Here is a 21344-nt window from a genome sequence, read left to right as displayed (position 1 = left end):
GGGCCACGAGGGGCATTGGAATGTTTTGTACAAAACGTACTCTGCATGGTTCGGACCGCTTACAGATTGTACAATACAGGAAAAAGACCCGGCGCAAGCGCCGGGCCAGTCGGGGAAACAGGACTGCGGAAATGGGTCACCCGAGCAGACGTCGTGCGATGACCTGTGCCTGAATTTCGGCAGCCCCTTCAAAAATGTTAAGGATACGCGCGTCACACAGAACGCGGCTGATCTTGTATTCCAGCGCAAAGCCGTTGCCGCCATGAATCTGCAACCCGTTATCCGCCGCAGCCCAGGCCACACGTGCACCAAGCAGCTTGGCCATACCGGCCTCAAGGTCACAGCGCTGGCCGTGATCTTTTTCCCATGCGCTGAAATAGGTCAGCTGACGCGCGATCATGATCTCGACCGCCATCATCGCCAGCTTGCCGGACACGCGCGGGAAGTTGATCAGAGATTTTCCGAACTGCTTGCGGTCGATCGCATATTGCATGGCGATGTCCAGCGCACACTGTGCCACACCGATGGCCCGGGCGGCGGTCTGGATGCGCGCGCTTTCGAAGGTTTCCATCAACTGCTTGAAACCTTTACCTTCTTCGCCGCCCAACAGGTTCTCACCCTTGACATGGAAGCCGTCAAAACCCAGCTCGTATTCCTTCATGCCGCGATAGCCCAGCACCTCGATCTCGCCACCGGTCATGCCGGGGGTGGGAAAGGGGTTCTCGTTAGTGCCCGGTGTCTTTTCCGCCAGGAACATGGACAGGCCGCGGTGGTCGGTGCTGTCGGGGTTGGTCCGCGCCAGCAGGGTCATCACATGGGTTCGCGCGGCGTGGGTGATCCAGGTCTTGTTGCCGGTAATCTTGTAATCGCCATTCTCATCCTTGACCGCGCGCGTGCGCAGGCTGCCAAGGTCCGAACCGGTGTTGGGTTCCGTGAAAACGGCGGTCGGCAGGATCTCGGCACTGGCAATCTTTGGCAACCACTGTGCCTTTTGCGCGTCGGTGCCGCCTGCGATGATCAACTCGGCCGCAATCTCGGATCGGGTCCCCAGCGAACCCACGCCGATATAGCCGCGCGACAGTTCCTCGGACACCACGCACATCGACGCTTTGGATAGGCCGAATCCACCGAACTCCTCGGGGATGGTCAGGCCGAAAACGCCCATTTCCGCCAGTTCTTCAATGATTTCCAGCGGAATCAGTTCATCCTTCAGGTGCCAGTCATGCGCGTTTGGTTCGACCTTTTCCTGCGCGTAGCGGCGGAACTGGTCCCGGATCATCTCAAGCTCTTCATCCAGACCGGACGCGCCGAACATCGTAGCTCCGGCCTGATCCTGCATCAGTGCAACCAGACGGCTGCGCGCAGCCTGAGAATTGGCCCGCGCCATCAGGGTCTGCACTTGGGTCGACTGAAAGCCCGACAGCGCGTCCCAGCCAAGTCCCATATCCTGAAGACGCACCACCTCGCCCTGGTTCATCGGAATACCGCCCGCGACCTGGTGCAGATATTCGCCGAACGCGATCTGGTGCAGCAACTGCTCGATCTCGCCAAATTTGCCTTCGGCTTGCAGCGCTTCGGCCCAGCGCTGCATCTGTTGCAGCGACTGAGAATATGTCGCCAGCCAGGCCAGACCATGCGCAGCAGTCTGATTTGCTTCGATCAGTGCGCCAGAAACCCGGCCCTCGGCGGTCACCATGCCACGCACGGATGCGCGGGCTTTTTCAAAAACGGCGTCCACAGCAGGCACGGCGGCCCGCGTTAAGTCCAGAAGATCGGGCAAAACTGCATCAGTTGTCATTTGGGTCATATCCTGTCCGTCATGGGCCATGAATCGCGTCCTTTCCTCGGTCGTCTGGTCATATCATGCTGCACGTGCAGCGCAACAAAAATACTCATTTTACTGCTAGAAAGTTCAAAAATTACCTTATCATTTTTGCAATGCAGAAGAAAATCCAGATGATATCTAGAAGGCATGGACCTGTTTTCCCTTCTGTCGCCGCAAGAGCTGTTACTTGCCATCGCCGTTGCCTTTGCCGCCGGATGGGTCAAGGGCATGGTTGGATTTGCCATGCCCATGGTGTTTGTATCTGGCCTGAATTCGTTTCTGCCGCCGGATCTGACCCTGGCGGGGCTCATTCTGCCGACCCTTGTCACCAATGGCGTTCAGGCTTTTCGCGGGGGCGCCAGCGCCGCACTCAGCTCCATTCGCCGGTTTCGGGTTTTCCTGGTCGTTGGAGGTATTTTTCTGGTGCTGAGCGCACAGCTGGTTACGCTGGTGCCCGGCTCGGTCTTCCTGCTGCTGATCGGCGCATTCGTGTCCTTCTTCGCCCTTGTGCAGGTTCTGGGCGTCAGGCTGGTGCTACATCATCCATCAACCGGTGTTGAGGCTATTGTTGGCGGCGTCGCCGGGTTCGTGGGTGGCATGTCGGGCATCTGGGGTCCCCCCACAGTTGCTTATCTGACGGCTTTGAATACCCCGAAGGCCGAGCAGATCCGAATTCAAGGGGTCATCTATGGATTGGGGGCGGTCATGTTACTGGCCGCGCATGTCTGGTCCGGTTTTCTGCGGGTGCAAACGGTTCCGTTTTCAGTAATACTGATCTTTCCTGCCATGCTTGGTATGTGGGTTGGTTTGAAATCGCAGGATCGCATCGATCAGGCCAGCTTTCGCAAGGCCACGCTGTTCGTTTTACTGGTGGCGGGATTGAACCTGCTGCGGCGTGGCCTGTTGGGCTAAGGCGCTAGCCCGGTCGCCTGTCTGCAAACCGGAACGCGAAGTAGAGACCCAGCATCAGAAAGAACAGGCCCGAGATGTCGCCGATCAGGAACGCGATGTATTCAACCGTTGCACTGCCAAAGACCAGATTGGTCAGGCCAGAGACCAGAATGGATGTGGCTATGCCCACGCCCATAACGCAAATCCAGCAGGGTTTGCGGTTCGGGTTGGGGAACAGGTCCCATCCGACAGCCTTGAGCAGATAGAAAACCGCAGGAACTGTCAGAACCGCGACAGCAATTGCCAGCAGGCGGGTGGGTAGGAAAACATCCGTTCCCGCCAGATAAGCAAAGACGATGAACACACCCGGCAGCAACGCAAATACCGCGCGCCACCCCAGCAGCCAGGCCGACAGAACCCGCACGCCATGCGGCAAAAACAGCAGGCTCGCCCGGCTTGGGTATTCCGGAAAAAACACGTTCTGCATTGGCATAAGCACGGCGAAGGTCAGTATCGACGCCAGCACATAAGCCAGTGAAGCCGCAAGGGTGTCAGTCGCCCAGCCGCGCATTGCGATCACATCACCGTGCGCGCACGGGGCGCGTCATCTGGGGGCATGAACGATGTACCGCCCGCGGTTGGCGCTGCCGCTTTGCGAAAGATAGCCTTTTTCGACCAGCGATTTCAGCGCGCGGAAAAAAGTTGGGCGTGAAATGCTTTGGACCAAAGTATGCTCGATCAAACCGAACGTACGCACTTCCTGAGTGGATTTTGAAAGCTCTTCCGCAGCGTAATAGATGTCGCGCTCAACCGGAGATAGTTTTTCCAGCCCAAGCGTCCGCTCCATGCTTTGCATCAATTTGCGTAGTTCGGTGAGTTTCGAGATTTCCGTCATGGTGTTACCTGTAGTTTTCTGTGCCAACCGCCGCCTGTCCGCGACCATTTGAACCACACTGATAGCAATACCAACCAGCCAGTCCCATGTTGACACTCATCCCCGTTTACTTAGACTAGAAGCCTGATTAGGTTGCTCAATCCAGCGTTGTGAGTGTGCGCATATGAGCTTCCATAAAGTCCTTTCAGTCAGTGCCCGGCGCGAATGTGCCGGGCTTTTTCGTCTCAACAGTAAATATGCCTAGCGCAGATCGCACTTTGAAACAACGCACTTGTATGTGCTTTTAACGACATACAACTATAAGATGAGTATTCGGCGGACAGCTAAAAAAGCTACGGATCGGCAAAAAGAAAGGGGCCTGACGGCCCCTTTTTCGTTTATCCGATTGCGACGGCTTTGATGTCGTCGTCAATGAACGGCAGATACTGCTCAAAATTCTCGGCAAACATCTGCACCAGTTTCTCGGCCTGCTTGTCGAATGCGGCCTGATCATCCCAGGTCCGACGCGGGTCAAGCAGAACTTCGGGGACGCCCGGGACAGATACGGGAACGTCAAAGCCGAAATTGGCGTCTTTGCGGAACTCGGCGTCGCGCAGCGAACCATCCAGCGCTGCGGTCAGCAAGGCGCGGGTGGCCTTGATCGGCATCCGGCTGCCGACACCATAGGCGCCACCGGTCCAGCCTGTATTGACCAGCCAGCAGGTCGCGCCGTGCTGGGCGATCTTGTCGCGCAGCAAGTTTCCGTAGACTTCCGGGCGACGCGGCATGAACGGCGCACCAAAGCAGGTCGAGAAGGTGGGTTGCGGTTCGGTTACGCCACGCTCGGTCCCGGCCACCTTTGACGTGAAGCCCGACAGGAAGTGATACATTGCCTGTGCAGGCGTCAGCCGCGCGATCGGCGGCAGAACCCCAAAGGCATCGCAGGTCAGCATGATGATGTTCTTCGGATGCCCACCCAGCGCGCTTTTCGAGGCGTTCGAGATATATTCAAGCGGATAGGCGCAACGCATGTTCGCTGTCAGCGAGTCGTCGTCGAAATCCAGTTCCTTGGTCTCGGGGTCAAAGACCATGTTTTCGATCACGGTGCCGAATTTCGAGGTGGTCGCGTAAATCTCCGGCTCGGCCTCGGCGTTCAGGTTTATGGTCTTGGCATAGCAGCCGCCTTCGAAGTTGAAGGTGCCCCGATCCGACCAGCCGTGCTCGTCATCTCCGATCAGCGTGCGCGACGGATCGGCGGACAGGGTTGTCTTGCCAGTGCCGGACAAGCCAAAGAAAACGGCGGTGTCGACCGCGTTGCCGACTGCATGATTGGCCGAGCAGTGCATCGGCATCACGCCTTTTTCTGGCAGCATGTAGTTCAGTAGGGTGAATACGGATTTTTTGTTCTCGCCCGCATATTCGGTGCCGCCGATCAGGATCAGCTTGCGGTCGAAGTTCAATGCGATCACTGTTTCGCTGCGGCAGTTATGCTTGGCCGGGTCAGCCTTGAAGCTGGGGCAGTTGATGATGGTGAAGTCAGCCGTGAAATCATCCAGATCTTCGCGGTCGGGGCGGCGCAGCAGGTGACGGATGAAAAGGCTGTGCCAGGCAAGCTCGGTCACCATGCGCACGTTAATCGCGTAGGTCGGGTCGGCACCACCGACGAGGTCCTGCACGAAATAGTCGCGGCCTTTCATATGGGCCAGCATGTCTTGGTAGAGGGCGTCAAATCCCTCGGAGCTCATCTCGGCATTGTTTTCCCACCAGATAGTGTCTGCCACGCTGCTGGTTTTGACGACATGCTTGTCCTTGGGCGAGCGACCGGTGAACTTGCCAGTGGTGACCAGAAAGGCACCGCCATTTCCAAGTGTACCTTCGCCGCGCTTCAGCGCTTCTTCGATCAGCGCCGGTTCCATGAAGTTATAATAGACATTGCCCAGACCCTCGATGCCCTGATCCTCGAGGCGGAATTGCGGGTTAACCCGTCCAGATGTCATGTGTGTCTTCTCCTGTGGCGGCGCGGGGCTTTGGGCCTGAGGCGCCTTTGGGGCAGTGTACCGGGAAAACCGGCGGTTGGGCGCGTCTTACCACGGTCGTTCAGGACATGAACAGGCGGGTTTGACGCAGTTAGCGCAACCAAGTTCGGGTTTAGCGCCATCACAAATTCAATGACCGAGAACCGGGCATATTTTTGCGGGCATAAAGGCAAATTTGCCGCAGACCTGCCGCAACAAAGGCACGATTCGCAGTTACGGATTGATTCGGCGTCTTAAAACCGCCAACAATGCCTTACAAATAAGCGAATTATTGCGCGAGTGAGCAGGAATAGGGGTGAGCCCGATGTCAAAGATTGCACTTGTGGATGACGATAGAAACATTCTGACGTCTGTATCCATGACACTCGAAGCCGAAGGTTTCGAGGTTGAAACTTATAATGATGGCCAGGCCGCGTTGGATGCGTTCAACAAAAAGCTGCCGGATATGGCCGTGCTCGATATAAAGATGCCGCGTATGGATGGCATGGATCTGCTGCAGCGGCTGCGTCAGAAAACGCAGATGCCGGTGATCTTTCTGACCTCGAAAGATGATGAAATAGACGAGGTTCTGGGTCTGCGCATGGGTGCAGATGACTATGTGAAAAAGCCCTTTTCGCAACGGTTGCTGGTTGAGCGCATCCGCGCCCTGCTGCGCCGGCAAGAGGCAACAAGCGGCGACGCGATTACGGCCAATAGCAACGACACAAAGGTTATGGAACGCGGCGACTTGCGGATGGACCCGCTGCGCCATGCGGTCAGCTGGAAAGGGAATGATGTATCCCTGACCGTGACCGAATTCCTGCTTCTTCAGGCACTGGCCCAGCGTCCGGGTTTCGTCAAAAGCCGCGACCAGCTGATGGATGTGGCCTATGATGATCAGGTTTATGTGGATGACCGGACGATCGACAGCCACATCAAGCGTCTGCGCAAGAAGATGCGCGCGGCTGATCCCGAGTTTTCGGCGATCGAAACCCTTTATGGTATCGGTTATAGGTACAACGAAGAATAGGCGCGACGCCAACAAGGGGTAATGGGCTCTCGTGCGCGACACCGAAGCAGCCAGCGAACTACGTGACGGTGACGTCGTTCTAGGGGATGACTGGGTCATTCCCGACGATTCCGAGTCAGCGGAACTGAGGGAAAAGCGGTCCCAGAGAAACCTGTTTTCTCTGCGAGGCTCGCCTTTGGCGCGCAAGATCATCACCTTTAACCTGATCGCACTGGTGATCCTGGTTACGGGGTTGCTGTATCTGGACGATTCGCGGAAAGAGACGGTTCAGCAAACGGCGCGCAATCTGCTTGGCGATGCGCAGCTGGTCAGCAACGTCTTTGAAACCCAACTGCGGCAGGGTGCGGCGCACACGGCGCAGGATGCCGGTAACCTCGACGTCAGAGATACGCTGTCTGGATTGACACTTCCTGAAGGCGGGGAAGTCTTTGTTTATGACGCCAGTGGCACCCTGATTGGCTGGACACGCGGCGCCCCCCAGGCATCGGCCATGCCGGTTCTTCTGCAAACCAATTCCGAGCTGCAAACCGGCAGCACAGTGATCAGCGACACGCTGAACGCGGTGTGGATCGGTGTGTCGAACCTGCTCAACTGGTCGACCGAGGTCGAGGCGCCAACGCTGGCGCAGCGGGTACAGGGAATTATTCCGCAGGCGCTTGCAGGCCGTAGGCAGGTTCAGGCAGTTCAGGACGCCGCAGGTGAGACCGTTATAGTTGCGGCTGCGCCGATCCTTTACCAGGATACCCCTGCCGGAGCAGTTGCCATCACAGGCCCTGCCGGTGAGATCGACGCACTGGCCCGCCGCGAGCAGGAGCGCATTCTGCAAATGTTCGTGGTGGCTTTGCTGGTTTCGGTGGGCCTGAGCCTTGTGCTGGCTTCGACCATCGCCAACCCGTTGGCAGACCTGGCCGCAGCGGCGGAAATGGGTAAGGATCGGGGCACAGGGGTCAATCCGGGGCGCATTCGCATACCTGATCTTAGCGCCCGTCCGGATGAAATCGGTCGCCTCAGCCGCGCTCTGCGGGGCATGGTGACTGCTCTGTATAATCGGATTGACGCAAACGAACAGTTCGCCGCTGATGTCGCCCATGAAATCAAGAACCCCCTGGCCAGCCTGCAATCTGCTGTTGGCACACTTCGCATGGTCAAGCGCGATGATCAGCGCGACAAGCTGCTGGGTGTAATCGAACATGACGTTCGGCGCCTGGATCGGCTGGTCAGCGACATCTCGAACGCGTCACGTCTTGATGCGGAACTGGTTAAGGAAGAAGAACAACCCTTTGATCTGCTCAAGCTGATTGGCAATATCGGTCAATATCTGGGTGAAGACGCGCGGTCCAAGGGGGTCGACTATATCACCGATCTGCCATCCGAACCGATTGTCATCAACGGGCTTGAGGCACGGCTGGCGCAGGTGTTCGTCAATCTGATCACCAATGCCATTTCCTTCTGTGAAGAAAGTGATGCCATCCGCGTCTGGGTACGTCAGCGAGACAACCGTGTTCTTGTCGTGGTCGAAGACACCGGGCCGGGTATTCCGGAACAGGCGTTGACCAAAGTGTTCAAGCGTTTCTATTCGCAACGCCCGGCAGAGCACTTCGGTAACAATTCGGGGCTTGGTCTGGCCATCTCGAAACAGATTGTCGAAGCCCATGGCGGCGTAATCTGGGCTGAGAATATCCGCCCGACCGAAGCGGATATTACATCAGACCCGCTAGGGGCACGCTTTGTAGTGGGGTTACCTGTATAACTCATGCAAGCAGGTTCTCTGTCAGACGCCAAAGACCGGGACATCGCTTGTGTGCACGCTTCATGCGTAACAGTGGCCGGGCGCGGGCTGTTGATTGTCGGTGCTTCGGGCGCGGGAAAATCGGCTCTAGCATTGCAGATGATGGCCTATGGGGCGGGTCTGGTCGCGGATGATCAGGTCGACCTGTCAAGGCGGGACAATCAGGTCATTGCCGCTGCCGTGCCGCAGATACAGGGTTTGATTGAGGCCCGTCACATTGGTTTGATCAAAGCGGATGTATTCGCGCCGGTTTCGTTGGACTATGTTGTGGATCTGGATCAAAATGAACCACAGAGATTGCCCGCCGAGGCGACAATCATGTTGCTGGGGCAAACTGTTCCCTTGCTTCGTGGGGCGGGCGTGCCCAACTTGGCCGCAGCGTTGATGCAGCTTCTGAAGAATGGGCGTGTACACCCGGAATGGCCGAACAAATGACAGAGCAACGGCGGATCGTGCTGGTAACAGGCCCTTCAGGGGCCGGAAGATCCACAGCCATTCATGTACTGGAAGACTTGGGTTTTGAGGCCATCGACAATCTGCCGATGGGCCTGCTGCTGCGCCTGCTGGACAGCGCGGACAGCGACCGCCCAATGGCACTGGGCATTGACGCCCGCAATCGCGATTTCTCGACAATAGGGTTTATCGAACTGGCCGAAAGCCTGGGCCGCATGGCGTGGGTGGATTTGACCGTTCTGTATCTGGATTGCAGCGACGACGTATTGGTGCGCCGGTTCTCGGAAACCCGCAGGCGGCATCCCGTCGCCAAAGATGCCAGCCCTGAGACCGGTGTTCAGCGCGAAAAAGAGCTGTTGGCCCCCATACGCGAAATTGCAGATACCCTGATCGATACAAGCCAACTGAACGTGCATCAGCTGCGGGAAGAAGTTGAAAACTGGTTTGCGCCTCAAGGGGGGCGACATCTGGCAGTTTCAATCGAGTCGTTTTCGTACAAGCGGGGCCTTCCCCGCGGGTTGGACATGGTCTTTGATTGCCGGTTTCTGGCAAACCCCTATTGGCGCCCCGAGTTGCGGGCGGCGGATGGGCGACACTCGGACGTTGCGCGCTATGTCCAATCGGATAAGAATTACGAACCCTTTCTTGGACGGGTGATGGATTTGCTAACCTTGTTGCTGCCGGCCTTTCGGGCCGAAGGAAAAGCACATCTGTCGGTAGCTTTCGGATGCACGGGTGGGCAACACAGATCCGTCGCAATGGCGGAAGCTGTTGCAAAGGCCCTTGCAGAGGACGGGCAGCAGGTGGCAATTAGGCATCGCGAGATGGAACGTCGGTCGTTGAGTGTGAGGTCGGATTGATCGGAATAGTGATCGTTGCGCATGGCGGTTTGGCCCAGGAATACCTGGCCGCCACACAGCATGTGGTCGGACCGCAGCCCGGCCTTGTGGCCATTGCGATCGAACCCGACCACGACAGGGATGAAAAACAGGCGGAAATCTGTCGTGCGGCTGACGAAGTGGATATGGGCGACGGTGTTGTTGTTGTAACCGACCTGTTCGGCGGCAGCCCTTCAAATCTGAGCCTGCGGGCCTGCGCCCCTCAGGATCGGCGGATATTGTATGGGGCAAACCTGCCAATGCTCATTAAATTGGCCAAAAGCCGCCACTTACCCGTTGGTGATGCTGTTCGTCAGGCAATGGAAGCTGGACGGAAATACATCAATGCGCAAAATGTGACATTGGACTAAAATCGGATTGATGAATATGACCACTCGAAGCCTGAAAATAATAAATGAAAAAGGTCTGCATGCCCGCGCTTCGGCGAAGCTGGTTGAGGTAGTGGAAGGTTTCGATGCGCATGCCGAGGTGTCGAAGGACGGGATTTCTGCGTCAGGCGACAGTATTATGGGCCTTTTGATGTTGGCAGCATCACGCGGAACAACTATTGACGTCGAGACCTCCGGACCGGATGCTGAAGCATTGGCAGAAGCTCTGGAAGCGCTTGTGAACGACAAGTTCGGAGAGGGGTTCTAAGCCGCCCTCGCCAGGACAGAAAGAACGGGAAGGCCAGGAATTGGCGGAAACGACGCACGAGACCAAGACAAGCCCGGTGGTGGATGGGACCGCAGATCAGGGCGAGATCTACGATCGTAGAACTCTGACCTATGCGAACTCTTTCGACGATGCCTGGACTTCGACGGCCATTCGCGCAATCGAATGGTGTACGGGCAAGCTGACCATTCTGCGGATGGTTAATAAATTCGAGAAAAAGAACGAACTTTACCGGGGGCAGCGGTTCTGGGGTGGCGCGCTTGAGGTGATGGGGATTGACCTGACCACACCGCAAGAACAGATCGCCCGTATCCCAAAAACCGGCCCCGTGGTTGTCGTTGCCAACCACCCTCACGGGATGGTGGACGGTATGATTCTGGCCGAGTTGATCGGGCGGGTCCGCAGTGATTATCGCATTCTGACCCGCTCGGTCCTGACGGGTCTTGATGAGGCAGCGACGTCTTTCATGATCCCGGTTCCGTTTCCGCATGACCCCGAGGCGCAGGCCAAGATGCTGGAAATGCGTGGCAAGGCGATGGACCATCTGAAAGACGGCGGCGTCGTGGCGCTGTTCCCGTCCGGCGTCGTCATGTCCTCGGATGACTGGTTCGGCCCCGCGGTCGAGCGCGAGTGGAATGTGTTCACTGCAAAGATGATCCGCCGTTCGGGTGCGCGCGTGCTGCCTATATTCTTTCCCGGCAGCAACTCGCGCTGGTATCAGATTGCAAACAAGCTGTCGCCGATCCTCCGGCAAGGGTTGTTGCTGCATGAAATCGTCCGCTCGTGCAAAAAACCGCAATCGCCGGTCATTGGCAATCCGATCTCGGATCAGGACATGGAACAGTTGGAGCGTGACCCGCGTGGTTTCATGACGTGGCTCAGAAACCATACAATGTCGCTGGGCAAGTCAGGCCAATCCTGACCCGTGTCTTCATCTGACCGACACCGTGCTTGGCAAGGTCGGTTTTGTTAGCGGGTCGGAACTGGCACCTCGCCGCGATAGTCATAGAAACCGCGTTGCGTCTTGCGCCCCAGCCATCCTGCCTCGACGTATTTGGTCAAAAGCGGGCAGGGGCGATACTTGGTATCAGCCAGACCATCATGCAAGACGTTCATGATGGCAAGACATGTGTCCAGCCCGATGAAATCCGCCAATTCCAGCGGCCCCATTGGATGATTCGCGCCCAGCTTCATCGATTGATCAATGGATTGGACGCTTCCGACACCTTCATACAGCGTATAAACGGCTTCGTTGATCATCGGCATCAGGATGCGGTTAACGATGAAAGCCGGGAAATCTTCGGCGCTGGCAGCTGTTTTGCCCAACCGGTCCACTACTGCCTTACAGGCTTTGAAGGTTTCCTCATCCGTTGCGATACCGCGGATCAGTTCCACCAATTGCATGATTGGAACCGGGTTCATGAAGTGGAAACCCATAAAACGTTCGGGCCGGTCCGTGCGGCTGGCCAGACGCGTGATGGAAATGGACGACGTATTCGACGTCAGGATCGTATGCGGCAGAAGGTGAGGTTGCAGATCTTCGAAAATGGCCTGTTTGACCGTTTCCCGCTCGGTCGCGGCCTCGATCACCAGATCTGTCTGCCCCAGCTGCGGCAATTCAAGGGTGGTTGTAATACGCTTCAGGGCTGCCTGCATCGCATCTTCAGTGATCTTGCCGCGCGACGCCTGACGCGCCATGTTGCCTTCGATCGTGGCCATTGCGCTGTTCAACGCATCCTGACTGACATCATTCAGCAAGACATCGTATTCCGCCAAAGCCAGAACATGAGCAATGCCGTTGCCCATCTGACCCGCACCAATCACCCCGACCGATTTAACTTCCATGTTCAGCTGCCTTTGCCCTGGAGGATACCGGGACAGTATCGGCAGACCGGGGCGGGCGGCAAGGGGATCGAACCGGTCAATTTTGCTTCAAATGCGCGCATTAGGAGAATCTCAATACCTAAGGCCGCAAATTGGCAATTGGGTGAAAAATTTGGGGGGCTTGGTATGAGCTTTCATCGGGTAAGCGACGGCACAGAGGCCGCGTGCCAATATGCAGGATCAAACCTTTGGTTTCGGGCGCCGCACGGAAATCTTGAGACGCCTTATGTGGCCTGTCTGGGTGGAGAAGAGACGTTTGGCCGATTCGTGGATTATCCGTACCCGGCATTGCTTGCCAAAAGATTGCCGCAACCTTGTATCAATTTTGGCAGTCTTTTTTGTGGGGCTGATGCGTTGCTTGCTGATCCGGGGGTCTTAAATCATGTCAATGGATCAGACCTTTGTGTGCTGCAAGTGCTGGACGTGCCGTACCAGTCGAACAGGTTTTATCGCGTGCATTCGCGTCGGAATGATCGGTTTCTTGAACCCTCGTGCGACTTGCAGGACCTTTATCCTGAGGTCGATTTCACGGAAATCCACTTTGTCAGGCATTTACTGGAGAGGTTGCGGGCCATAAAGGACGCGCGTTTTGAGGTTGTGGCGCAGGAGTTGCGAGTGACTTGGTTGCGCAACACATCCGAGCTGGTGCGACGGATCAAGCCACGGGTTGTTCTTCTCTGGTTGCACATACAGCGACAGGAGGACCGGCATCGCGACCTTGTCCTGCCCGATGCTGACATGATCGAACAGGTTCGACCGTTGTGTGCCGATGTAGTGGAATGCACGGTCAGTGTGTCCTCCTTGTCAGACGAGATCGAGGACGTGTTGTTCGGGACGCTGCAACAGCCTGTGGCCGAGCATATGCTCGGCCCCTCCGCGCACAGGGAGATTGCTTTGAAGCTTGAGGCGGCTTTGAGAGAATTGAATTAAAAAGGCCCGCCGGTTGGCGAGCCTTTGGTGATTGTGGGGCTAAGGCCCCGGGCTGCGTTCAGCCGAGCTTTTCGGTCAGTTCCGGGACCGCCTGGAACAGGTCGGCGACCAGTCCGAAGTCGGCGACCTGGAAGATCGGTGCTTCTTCGTCCTTGTTGATCGCAACGATGACCTTTGAGTCCTTCATGCCCGCAAGGTGCTGGATCGCGCCCGAGATGCCGACGGCGACATAAAGATCGGGGGCAACAACCTTGCCGGTCTGACCCACTTGCCAGTCGTTCGGGGCATAGCCCGAGTCCACAGCGGCGCGCGACGCGCCAACCGCAGCACCCAGCTTGTCAGCCAGAGCTTCAATCAGCTTGAAGTCTTCTTCCGAGCCGACACCACGGCCGCCCGAGACAACAACGCCAGCCGAGGTCAGTTCCGGACGGTCACTTGCGGCCACCTTGTCTTCGACCCACGACGAAAGGCCGGGATTGTCGCCGACCGAGACGGTCTCGACCGCAGCCGAGCCGCCGGTCCCCGCCGCGTCGAAGGACGCTGTGCGGATGGTGACGACCTTCTTGGCGTCGTTCGACTTCACGGTCTGGATCGCGTTGCCCGCATAGATCGGGCGCTCAAACGTCGAGCCATCGACCACGCCCGAGGCATCCGAGATCACCATCACGTCCAGCAGGGCTGCGACGCGCGGCATCACGTTCTTGGCGTCGGTGGTCGCGGGGGCCACGATATGCTCGTACCCATCGGCCAGACCCACGATCAGCGCGGCGGTCGATTCCGCCAGGCGATGACCCAGCGATGCGTCTTCGGCAACCAGCACCTTGGACACGCCGTCGATCTTGGCGGCAGCCTCGCCGGCAGCGGCGGCCGAGCCACCTGCGGCCAGAACGGTCACGTCACCCAGCACCTTGGCAGCGTTTACTGCCTTGGCAGTGGCGTCCAGCGCCAGTTCGCCATTGTTGACTTCGGCAAGCAGAAGTACAGCCATTACACAGCCCCCACTTCTTTGAGTTTCTCGACCAGCTCATCCACCGAGCCAACGATGATACCTGCGGCACGTGCCGGCGGTTCTTCTGTCTTGACGATTTCCAGGCGCGGCGTGACGTCGACGCCGTAATCGGCGGCGGTTTTCTCATCCAGCGGCTTTTTCTTCGCCTTCATGATGTTGGGCAGCGACGCATAGCGCGGCTCGTTCAGGCGCAGGTCAACGGTCACGATGGTCGGCATCTTGACGCTGATGGTCTGCAACCCGCCATCCACCTCGCGGGTGATCTTGGCACTGTCGCCTTCGATATCCAGTTCCGAGGCAAAGGTGCCCTGCGACCAGCCCAACAGGGCCGACAGCATCTGACCGGTGGCGTTCATGTCGTTGTCGATCGCCTGCTTGCCCGCCAGAACGATGCCCGGCTGCTCTTCCTCGACCACTTTGGCCAGGATCTTGGCAACTGCCAGCGGCTCGATATCGGTGTGCACATCATCCGTCGCAACAACCAGAATCGCGCGGTCGGCACCCATGGCCAGAGCGGTCCGCAGCGTCTCTTGCGCCTGCTTCACACCAATTGAAACGGCAACAACTTCGTCTGCCTTGCCAGCCTCTTTCAGGCGAATGGCCTCTTCAACCGCAATCTCGTCGAACGGGTTCATCGACATTTTGACATTGGCGAGATCAACACCGCTACCGTCCGCTTTCACGCGGACCTTCACATTGTAGTCAATCACGCGTTTGACAGGTACCAGTACCTTCATTGTAGCGCTTTCTCCTCAAAAAACGGCAAGCCGCGAAGGCGACTCCACCAATGCTCTCGTCGGACTTGATAACGTCTGCTGCACCCGCAAAACAGAGCAAAATCGTCACGTCGTCGCGTCGGGACGTCGCGTTTTGCAGTTTTTTACCTTGAGGCACGCAAGATTGTTGCCCGAACTGGGCCTGTTTTCAGGGAAAAATTCAGCGGTTTGCGCCAGGAACCCACAGCACGTCGTCCTTGCCATCGTTATTTGCGCACCGGGCCGCGACGAAAAACCAATCACTTAGCCGGTTGAGGTATTTGACGGCCACGTCGTTAACCGGTTCCATATTTGTCAACTCGACCGCCAACCGCTCGGCGCGACGAGATACAGTGCGGCACACGTGCAAATGCGCGGCCAGCCGCGAACCGCCCGGCAGGATGAAGCTGCGCAGCGGTTCCAGTGTTTCGTTCATGGTGTCAATTTCGGCTTCCAGCCGGTCGATCTGAGCGGATACGATTCGCAGCGGTGGATAGTCCGCTTCGGCATCCTTCTCCATTTCAGGGCGGCAGAAATCTGCGCCAAGATCAAACAGGTCGTTCTGAATCCGCGACAAGGCGGCATCGACTTCGCCTTCAGCCTCGGTGCGGGCCACGCCAACAAAAGAGTTCAGCTCGTCCACTGTTCCATAGGCGGCAACGCGACCCGAATACTTTGCCACACGCTCGCCATTGCCCAGAGCGGTTTTGCCATCGTCGCCCGTGCGCGTGTAGATTTTGTTCAGGACAACCATTACTGCACCCCTTGCCCGCGTAGATAGACGTATAGCACGATCAAAATAACGGCGATGAACTGAAAGAGGATACGCAGACGCATCATCTTGTTGCTTTTCTTTGCTGCTTCCATGCCGCTCTTGCCGAAATTCGCGATGCCCAGGGCTAACACAACGACAACCGCCGCCATGGCCAGAAGCAGAATGACCATTAAAGGGTCCATTTAAAGTCACCGTCCGGTTTTTTCGATTATCAACCATCTAGCGTCAAGGCGTCGAAAAGCGAACGGGAAATAACGTCTCAGATATCCGAAAGGATGCGGTCCGTGGCTTTTGTGGGCAGAATTCGGCGCAGAACCCCAGCGACATATGTCGGGGTGGTCACATAGTAGCGTGGTTTTGGGCGTCGCGCCTCGACCGCATGGGCCAGCTTGTCGGTGACGGCAGAGGCTGGCAGTTCGAACCGGTCGGGCGCGCTGTTTTCATATAGCCGCTTCAGCAGCGAACCTTCGTATTTTTCCCGCAGGGCCGAGTTTTCCCAGTCGATGTATTTTTCGAACACGGGGATTGCCTTTTCCCTGAGCTTTGAGGTGATCGGGCCGGGCTCGATCAAAACGACCTGAATGTCTGTATCCCGCAGCTCCAGCCGCAAGGTGTCGGTCAGTCCTTCGATGGCGTATTTGGTGGCGACATATGCGCCGCGCCAGGGGAAGGCGACAAGACCAAGTACCGAGGAACATTGCACGATCCGGCCGTGGCCCTGCTCGCGCATGACGGGAATAACCTGTCTGGTCAGCTCGTGCCATCCAAAGACATTGGTTTCAAAGATATGACGCAGAGCGTCTGTCGGGACGTCTTCAACCGCACCGGGCAGCCCGTGCGCACCGTTGTTGAACAGCGCGTCCAAAGTTCCGCCCGTTTCCTCAAGTACATATGACAATCCCGAGGAAATGCTGTCGCTGTCGGTATAGTCGATTCTTGGGCTTTCAAACCCCTGCGCGCGCAGGCGGTCACAGTCGCGCTGCTGTCGGCAGGATGCAAACACACGCCAGCCTCGCGCACGCATTCCGTGTGCTGCGTCCAGACCAATGCCCGACGAGCATCCCGTAATAAGAATCGATTTCTGCATGTGCCTTCCGAAGCTGAACCCCACCAAAAGCTAGGGTGGGGTTTGCGGCAGGGCAATGACGTCCGGGCGTCAGTTTGATGTTTTCCGGACAAGTGATGCTGAAATCCACCCGACCTGTTGCGCGGGCAACACGCGCAGGCGTAACCAGCCAGTGCCGGAATCGCTCAGGACCTCGACCTGTTGGCCAAGCGCGGCCTTGCCAATGATGGGATAGATTGTACCGGGCCCATCGCGCAGATTAACCCGGGTGCCCGAGATTTCGCGGATGTCCTTCGGGGCCTCGGCAGGCGTGGGCAGTTCGACTGTGGGCAGCTCGGCGTCGGTGACCACCTGCTCCAGCGCGCTTACGCCCTGTTCCAATGATGCCAGGGTCAGGGTCACGCTTTCGTCCTGGAACAGCGAGGGATTGGCCTTCAAGCCAGCCGCGACCTGCGAGAGGAGGGCCTTTGTTTCGGTCTTACCCAACTGGGTTACCGCCTCGGCAACAGGTGGAGCCACCAGAGCGGGTTTGACCGCAGCACGGGTGACCAAATCTTCGACAGGTGCAGGTTCAACGACCGGGGCAACCGGTTCGGCCACGACAGCCACGCGTTCTGGTTTGGCAGGGCGCACGCCGCGCGGTTCAAAATCAGGGCCGCCGCTCATCACGTAAAAGGTCCAGCCGAGCGCGGCAAAGGTAACAAGTATCAGGCGCGTCATGGCGCATCCCCCAAGGCAATCGTAACATCAACAAATGGCAGTATCTCAATTGATGAAAGCTTAGCATATTTCGGGGGGCGAGTCGAAAAATGGGGGAAAACAACATGGTGTCTCCCCCTGTTGCAAAAAGCGCGACTTTTCCCCAGCAATTTATGTGCTGCTCGCTTTACCAAGGCGCACTTGCGTCGTATCACATCATATATGAACGATACGATCGATGACCCCAACATGGAGGCCCCTGCAGGTGGGGGCGAGGTGGCGGAACCGCTGCGCCGCGCGATTGGTGAGCGGTATCTGACCTATGCGCTGTCCACCATCATGCACCGGGCGCTACCCGATGCGCGGGACGGGTTGAAGCCGGTTCACCGCCGAATCCTCTATGCGATGCGCGAGCTGCGGCTGAGCGCAACGGGTGGGTTCCGGAAGTCCGCGAAGATCTCGGGCGATGTGATGGGTAACTATCACCCGCATGGCGACGCCGCGATCTATGACGCGATGGCGCGTCTGGCGCAGGATTTCAACGTCCGCTATCCGCTGGTCGACGGGCAGGGGAACTTTGGCAATATCGACGGCGATAACCCGGCAGCCTCGCGCTATACTGAGGCGCGGATGACCATCGTGGCCGAAGCGCTGTTGGAAGGGTTGAACGAAGACGCCGTTGATTTCCGCGACAACTATGATGGCACGCTGACCGAACCGGTCGTGCTGCCCGCACAGTTCCCGAATCTGCTGGCCAATGGCGCAAGTGGTATCGCGGTGGGGATGGCGACGAATATCCCACCGCACAACATCTCGGAACTCTGCGATGCATGTCTGCACCTGGTCAAGACACCGGACGCGCGCGATGACACGTTGCTGAACTATGTGCCCGGCCCTGACTTTCCGACGGGTGGCGTGATTGTCGAGCCGCCCGAGAATATCGCGCAAGCCTATCGCACCGGACGCGGTTCGTTCCGTTTGCGCTGCAAGTACGAGGTCGAGGATCTGGGGCGCGGTCAGTGGCAGATCATCGTCACCGAGATTCCCTATCAGGTTCAGAAGTCCAAGCTGATCGAGAAGATCGCCGAGCTGATCCAGACCAAGAAAATCCCGATCTTGGCAGACGTGCGCGACGAATCCGCCGATGACATCCGTCTGATCCTCGAGCCGCGCTCCAAGAATGTGGACCCTGAGGTGCTGATGGGCATGCTGTATCGCAACTCGGACCTCGAGGTGCGGTTCAGCCTGAACATGAACGTGCTGATCGACGGGGTGACGCCCAAGGTCTGCTCGATGAAGGAAGTGCTGCGCGCGTTCCTGGACCACCGGCAAGAGGTGCTGATCCGCCGCTCGCGCCACCGCATGGCCAAGATCGACCACAGGCTGGAAGTGTTGGAGGGCTTTATCGTTGCCTTCCTGAACCTCGACCGTGTGATCGACATCATCCGCTATGACGACGACCCCAAAGCCGCGCTGATGCGCGAGGATTGGGGGATTGACCATATCCGCGCCACCAGCGAGGCCGACTATGTCTCACCCAGACCGGGTGAGGGCGAGTTGTCTGAGGTTCAGGTTGACGCGATCCTCAACATGCGCCTACGCAGCCTGCGTCGTCTGGAAGAGATGGAGCTGGTCCGCGAACGCGATGAGTTGATGCTGGAACGTGCCAACCTCGAAGACCTGCTGGCCGACGAAGGCCTGCAATGGGCCAGGATTGCCGAGCAGTTGAAAGAGACGAAAAAGACCTTCGGCAAAGATTACGAAGGCGGCGCGCGCCGCACGCGGTTCGCCGAAGCGGGCGAGGTCGAAGAGGTGCCGCTTGAGGCGATGATCGACCGCGAACCGATCACGGTCGTCTGTTCTCAGATGGGCTGGATTCGCGCCATGACCGGTCATATCGACCTGACCCGTGAATTGAAGTTCAAGGATGGCGACGGGCCGCGCTTTATCTTCCATGCGGAAACGACCGACCGGTTGCTGGTCTTCGCTTCGAACGGGCGGTTCTACACTGTCAGCGCGGCCAACCTGCCCGGCGGGCGGGGTATGGGCGAGCCGCTGCGCCTCATGGTCGACCTGCCGAACGAAGCACGGATCATCGATATCCTGATTCACAAACCAGGGCGCAAGCTGCTGGTGGCCTCGGATGCGGGCAACGGGTTCATGGTGCCCGAAGATGACGTGCTGGCCCAGACGCGAAACGGCAAGCAGGTGCTGAACGTCAAGGACGACGAAACAGCAGTGATCTGCAAACCGGTCGAGGGCGATCACGTTGCAATCGTGTCGCAGAACGGCAAGTTCCTTGTCTTCCCGACCGAGGAATTGCCCGAAATGACCCGCGGCAAGGGTGTGCGTTTGCAAAAATACAATATGGCTCGCGGGCGGCAGGGGACGCTGGAGCTGGATGGCGGTCTGTCAGACATCACCACCTTCAACTGGGAGGAGGGCCTGAAATGGTCCATGGGGGGCGACAAAACCCGGCATGAGGCAGATATGTCTCAATGGCTGTCCAAGCGCGCCAGCGTAGGGAAAAAGCCACCCTATGGTTTCCCGAAGGACTATAAGTTTTCGTGATCCGGCCCCGGTTGCGGTAGAAATCCACCGATACGGCTTGGCACAACCCGTATCGGTGCGCTAGACCAAAGAAAAACAGGCCTATCGAGACGAGACATGTTGCGCATTGTGACGCTGATCACCGGACTGGCCCTGCTGGGCGCTTGCACTCAGACACAGGTTTATGAACCACCCGAGTCGTTGGGGGAATTCAAGCTGCGGGTCAACTACGCCTTCGCAGACAAGGCCGTGCAAGGGCCAGTGTCGCGCGATGCAACGCCCGACGAATGGACGAAGGCCATCCAGAATGCGGTCGATATTCGTCTGGGCCGTTATGAAGGAACGCAGGAATATGACATCGGGATCAGCCTGGAAGGCTACATGCTGGCGCCTCCGGGAATCCCGATCATCTACAATCCCAAAAGCACCGCGATTGTGTTGGTCAACATCTATGACGTGAAGAAAGAAAAGTTCCTGGCCAAGGGAAAGCAATTCCAGGTGCTGGAAGACACGACCGGAGGCAGTGCGCTGAAAGGGTCGGGACATGAGCGTACCAAAGAGGAACAGATGGCCGGTCTGTCATTGAAAGTTGCCGACCGGGTCGAAGAATGGCTGGCTGAAGAACATGAAGAGAATGGTTGGTTCGAAAAACGGCCAGACCTGATCCAGCCCCTCGATTCCACCGAGGTTACGCAAAATCCGGCGGGATAAGCGCATTTCCCTCAGGATGTGCTTGATTTTCCCCTTTGAACCAAATATCTCGCGCGCGCAGATAGTAACCCGGGACCAAGGGTCCCCCAAATCGCAAAAGGGCGCCTGAGGAATGGCAAAGGAAAAGTTTGAGCGTAATAAGCCGCACGTCAACATCGGCACGATTGGGCACGTTGACCACGGCAAGACGACGCTGACCGCAGCGATCACCAAGTATTTCGGTGACTTCAAGGCGTATGACCAGATTGACGGTGCGCCGGAAGAGAAAGCCCGCGGCATCACCATCTCGACCGCGCACGTGGAATACGAGACCGACGCGCGCCACTATGCGCATGTCGACTGCCCCGGCCACGCCGACTACGTCAAGAACATGATCACCGGTGCTGCTCAGATGGACGGCGCGATCCTGGTTGTGAACGCAGCAGACGGCCCGATGCCGCAAACCCGCGAGCACATCCTGCTGGGCCGCCAGGTTGGCATCCCGAAGATGGTCGTGTTCATGAACAAAGTTGACCAGGTTGACGACGAAGAGCTG

23 protein-coding genes are annotated in these 21344 nt (G+C 57.7%); 12 read left to right on the top strand and 11 right to left on the bottom strand.

What is annotated here, in order from left to right:
* Positions 1 to 136 precede the first annotated feature (136 nt).
* A complete protein-coding gene (locus tag AC2FND_RS07170) occupies positions 137 to 1828 on the bottom strand; it encodes an acyl-CoA dehydrogenase family protein (RefSeq protein ID WP_496768819.1) in 1692 nt (563 codons plus the stop codon).
* Positions 1829 to 1972: 144 nt separating this feature from the next.
* Between AC2FND_RS07170 and AC2FND_RS07165 the strand changes: the two genes are divergently transcribed.
* Positions 1973 to 2737 (top strand): sulfite exporter TauE/SafE family protein, encoded by a 765-nt coding sequence (locus AC2FND_RS07165; protein WP_496768817.1) that lies wholly within the window; start codon positions 1973 to 1975, stop codon positions 2735 to 2737.
* 4 nt (positions 2738 to 2741) lie between these two features.
* On the opposite strand, the gene AC2FND_RS07160 is transcribed toward AC2FND_RS07165, so the two are convergent.
* From AC2FND_RS07160 to AC2FND_RS07150, 3 genes are all read right to left on the bottom strand, one after another.
* Positions 2742 to 3287: a hypothetical protein gene (locus AC2FND_RS07160; protein ID WP_267364195.1), complete on the bottom strand. Its 546-nt coding sequence runs from the start codon at positions 3285 to 3287 to the stop codon at positions 2742 to 2744.
* Positions 3288 to 3320: 33 nt separating this feature from the next.
* On the bottom strand, positions 3321 to 3707 hold the full coding sequence (locus tag AC2FND_RS07155; protein WP_480473858.1) for a hypothetical protein: 387 nt from the start codon (positions 3705 to 3707) through the stop codon (positions 3321 to 3323).
* 281 nt (positions 3708 to 3988) lie between these two features.
* A complete protein-coding gene (locus tag AC2FND_RS07150) occupies positions 3989 to 5587 on the bottom strand; it encodes a phosphoenolpyruvate carboxykinase (RefSeq protein ID WP_496768815.1) in 1599 nt (532 codons plus the stop codon).
* 343 nt (positions 5588 to 5930) lie between these two features.
* On the opposite strand from AC2FND_RS07150, the gene AC2FND_RS07145 reads away from it, so the two are divergent.
* The 7 genes from AC2FND_RS07145 to AC2FND_RS07115 are packed head-to-tail and all read left to right on the top strand — an operon-like array spanning position 5931 to position 11352.
* Complete coding sequence (locus tag AC2FND_RS07145; protein ID WP_209506312.1) at positions 5931 to 6635, top strand: response regulator transcription factor; 705 nt, start codon at positions 5931 to 5933, stop codon at positions 6633 to 6635.
* Positions 6636 to 6666: 31 nt separating this feature from the next.
* Complete coding sequence (locus tag AC2FND_RS07140) at positions 6667 to 8385, top strand: ATP-binding protein (protein WP_496768813.1); 1719 nt, start codon at positions 6667 to 6669, stop codon at positions 8383 to 8385.
* Positions 8386 to 8388: 3 nt separating this feature from the next.
* Complete coding sequence (locus AC2FND_RS07135) at positions 8389 to 8859, top strand: HPr kinase/phosphorylase (RefSeq protein WP_496768811.1); 471 nt, start codon at positions 8389 to 8391, stop codon at positions 8857 to 8859.
* Positions 8856 to 9737 carry an RNase adapter RapZ gene (gene rapZ, locus AC2FND_RS07130; RefSeq protein ID WP_496768809.1) on the top strand — a complete coding sequence of 294 codons (882 nt, stop codon included), beginning with the start codon at positions 8856 to 8858 and terminating at the stop codon, positions 9735 to 9737. Before AC2FND_RS07135 ends, rapZ begins: the two co-directional genes overlap by 4 nt.
* Positions 9734 to 10126, top strand: coding sequence for a PTS sugar transporter subunit IIA (locus AC2FND_RS07125; protein WP_209506320.1), 393 nt, complete (start codon positions 9734 to 9736; stop codon positions 10124 to 10126). Before rapZ ends, AC2FND_RS07125 begins: the two co-directional genes overlap by 4 nt.
* Positions 10127 to 10142: 16 nt before the next feature.
* On the top strand, positions 10143 to 10412 hold the full coding sequence (locus AC2FND_RS07120; protein ID WP_209506323.1) for an HPr family phosphocarrier protein: 270 nt from the start codon (positions 10143 to 10145) through the stop codon (positions 10410 to 10412).
* Positions 10413 to 10452: 40 nt separating this feature from the next.
* Positions 10453 to 11352: a lysophospholipid acyltransferase family protein gene (locus tag AC2FND_RS07115; protein WP_209506326.1), complete on the top strand. Its 900-nt coding sequence runs from the start codon at positions 10453 to 10455 to the stop codon at positions 11350 to 11352.
* A 47-nt stretch (positions 11353 to 11399) separates the two neighbouring features.
* Here the strand turns inward: AC2FND_RS07115 and AC2FND_RS07110 are convergent, their stop codons facing one another.
* Positions 11400 to 12275 carry a 3-hydroxybutyryl-CoA dehydrogenase gene (locus AC2FND_RS07110; protein WP_496768806.1) on the bottom strand — a complete coding sequence of 292 codons (876 nt, stop codon included), beginning with the start codon at positions 12273 to 12275 and terminating at the stop codon, positions 11400 to 11402.
* Between the two features lie 165 nt (positions 12276 to 12440).
* Here AC2FND_RS07110 and AC2FND_RS07105 point away from each other — a divergent pair, with 165 nt between their 5' ends.
* Positions 12441 to 13244: a DUF6473 family protein gene (locus AC2FND_RS07105; protein WP_496768804.1), complete on the top strand. Its 804-nt coding sequence runs from the start codon at positions 12441 to 12443 to the stop codon at positions 13242 to 13244.
* 58 nt (positions 13245 to 13302) lie between these two features.
* Here the strand turns inward: AC2FND_RS07105 and AC2FND_RS07100 are convergent, their stop codons facing one another.
* From AC2FND_RS07100 to AC2FND_RS07075, 6 genes are all read right to left on the bottom strand, one after another.
* Positions 13303 to 14232, bottom strand: coding sequence for an electron transfer flavoprotein subunit alpha/FixB family protein (locus tag AC2FND_RS07100; RefSeq protein WP_480494607.1), 930 nt, complete (start codon positions 14230 to 14232; stop codon positions 13303 to 13305).
* On the bottom strand, positions 14232 to 14990 hold the full coding sequence (locus AC2FND_RS07095; RefSeq protein ID WP_496768790.1) for an electron transfer flavoprotein subunit beta/FixA family protein: 759 nt from the start codon (positions 14988 to 14990) through the stop codon (positions 14232 to 14234). Before AC2FND_RS07095 ends, AC2FND_RS07100 begins: the two co-directional genes overlap by 1 nt.
* 199 nt (positions 14991 to 15189) lie before the next feature.
* A complete protein-coding gene (locus tag AC2FND_RS07090) occupies positions 15190 to 15762 on the bottom strand; it encodes a cob(I)yrinic acid a,c-diamide adenosyltransferase (protein ID WP_209506334.1) in 573 nt (190 codons plus the stop codon).
* Positions 15762 to 15965: a twin transmembrane helix small protein gene (locus AC2FND_RS07085; RefSeq protein ID WP_209506337.1), complete on the bottom strand. Its 204-nt coding sequence runs from the start codon at positions 15963 to 15965 to the stop codon at positions 15762 to 15764. The genes AC2FND_RS07090 and AC2FND_RS07085 overlap by 1 nt, the downstream gene beginning before the upstream one ends.
* Before the next feature lie 77 nt (positions 15966 to 16042).
* Positions 16043 to 16870, bottom strand: coding sequence for an SDR family NAD(P)-dependent oxidoreductase (locus tag AC2FND_RS07080; protein ID WP_496768788.1), 828 nt, complete (start codon positions 16868 to 16870; stop codon positions 16043 to 16045).
* A gap of 69 nt (positions 16871 to 16939) precedes the next feature.
* Entirely contained in the window at positions 16940 to 17569 is a 630-nt protein-coding gene (locus tag AC2FND_RS07075) for an SH3 domain-containing protein (RefSeq protein WP_496768787.1), read from the bottom strand.
* A gap of 201 nt (positions 17570 to 17770) precedes the next feature.
* Here AC2FND_RS07075 and AC2FND_RS07070 point away from each other — a divergent pair, with 201 nt between their 5' ends.
* The 3 genes from AC2FND_RS07070 to AC2FND_RS07060 all read left to right on the top strand — a co-directional run.
* Positions 17771 to 20119, top strand: a complete 2349-nt coding sequence (locus tag AC2FND_RS07070; protein WP_496768785.1) for a DNA topoisomerase IV subunit A — start codon at positions 17771 to 17773, stop codon at positions 20117 to 20119.
* A gap of 96 nt (positions 20120 to 20215) precedes the next feature.
* Positions 20216 to 20809: a hypothetical protein gene (locus AC2FND_RS07065; RefSeq protein WP_496768783.1), complete on the top strand. Its 594-nt coding sequence runs from the start codon at positions 20216 to 20218 to the stop codon at positions 20807 to 20809.
* A gap of 112 nt (positions 20810 to 20921) precedes the next feature.
* The coding region (locus AC2FND_RS07060; RefSeq protein WP_496768781.1) for a GTP-binding protein at positions 20922 to 21344 on the top strand (423 nt) is incomplete at its 3' end.

Source organism: Ruegeria sp. BHSB056 (genome assembly GCF_059613305.1).
Note: the sequence above shows the minus strand (reverse complement) of the source record. Positions and strands in the feature narration are given on the sequence as shown.

What these genes read in the sequence shown, in the direction of transcription:
- AC2FND_RS07170 (WP_496768819.1), bottom strand. Translation starts at nt 1,828, where the DNA reads ATGGCCCATGACGGACAGGATATGACCCAAATGACAACTGATGCAGTT.
- AC2FND_RS07165 (WP_496768817.1), top strand. Translation starts at nt 1,973, where the DNA reads ATGGACCTGTTTTCCCTTCTGTCGCCGCAAGAGCTGTTACTTGCCATC.
- AC2FND_RS07160 (WP_267364195.1), bottom strand. Translation starts at nt 3,287, where the DNA reads ATGCGCGGCTGGGCGACTGACACCCTTGCGGCTTCACTGGCTTATGTG.
- AC2FND_RS07150 (WP_496768815.1), bottom strand. Translation starts at nt 5,587, where the DNA reads ATGACATCTGGACGGGTTAACCCGCAATTCCGCCTCGAGGATCAGGGC.
- AC2FND_RS07145 (WP_209506312.1), top strand. Translation starts at nt 5,931, where the DNA reads ATGTCAAAGATTGCACTTGTGGATGACGATAGAAACATTCTGACGTCT.
- AC2FND_RS07135 (WP_496768811.1), top strand. Translation starts at nt 8,389, where the DNA reads ATGCAAGCAGGTTCTCTGTCAGACGCCAAAGACCGGGACATCGCTTGT.
- rapZ (WP_496768809.1), top strand. Translation starts at nt 8,856, where the DNA reads ATGACAGAGCAACGGCGGATCGTGCTGGTAACAGGCCCTTCAGGGGCC.
- AC2FND_RS07120 (WP_209506323.1), top strand. Translation starts at nt 10,143, where the DNA reads ATGACCACTCGAAGCCTGAAAATAATAAATGAAAAAGGTCTGCATGCC.
- AC2FND_RS07110 (WP_496768806.1), bottom strand. Translation starts at nt 12,275, where the DNA reads ATGGAAGTTAAATCGGTCGGGGTGATTGGTGCGGGTCAGATGGGCAAC.
- AC2FND_RS07105 (WP_496768804.1), top strand. Translation starts at nt 12,441, where the DNA reads ATGAGCTTTCATCGGGTAAGCGACGGCACAGAGGCCGCGTGCCAATAT.
- AC2FND_RS07100 (WP_480494607.1), bottom strand. Translation starts at nt 14,232, where the DNA reads ATGGCTGTACTTCTGCTTGCCGAAGTCAACAATGGCGAACTGGCGCTG.
- AC2FND_RS07095 (WP_496768790.1), bottom strand. Translation starts at nt 14,990, where the DNA reads ATGAAGGTACTGGTACCTGTCAAACGCGTGATTGACTACAATGTGAAG.
- AC2FND_RS07090 (WP_209506334.1), bottom strand. Translation starts at nt 15,762, where the DNA reads ATGGTTGTCCTGAACAAAATCTACACGCGCACGGGCGACGATGGCAAA.
- AC2FND_RS07085 (WP_209506337.1), bottom strand. Translation starts at nt 15,965, where the DNA reads ATGGACCCTTTAATGGTCATTCTGCTTCTGGCCATGGCGGCGGTTGTC.
- AC2FND_RS07080 (WP_496768788.1), bottom strand. Translation starts at nt 16,870, where the DNA reads ATGCAGAAATCGATTCTTATTACGGGATGCTCGTCGGGCATTGGTCTG.
- AC2FND_RS07075 (WP_496768787.1), bottom strand. Translation starts at nt 17,569, where the DNA reads ATGACGCGCCTGATACTTGTTACCTTTGCCGCGCTCGGCTGGACCTTT.
- AC2FND_RS07070 (WP_496768785.1), top strand. Translation starts at nt 17,771, where the DNA reads ATGAACGATACGATCGATGACCCCAACATGGAGGCCCCTGCAGGTGGG.
- AC2FND_RS07065 (WP_496768783.1), top strand. Translation starts at nt 20,216, where the DNA reads ATGTTGCGCATTGTGACGCTGATCACCGGACTGGCCCTGCTGGGCGCT.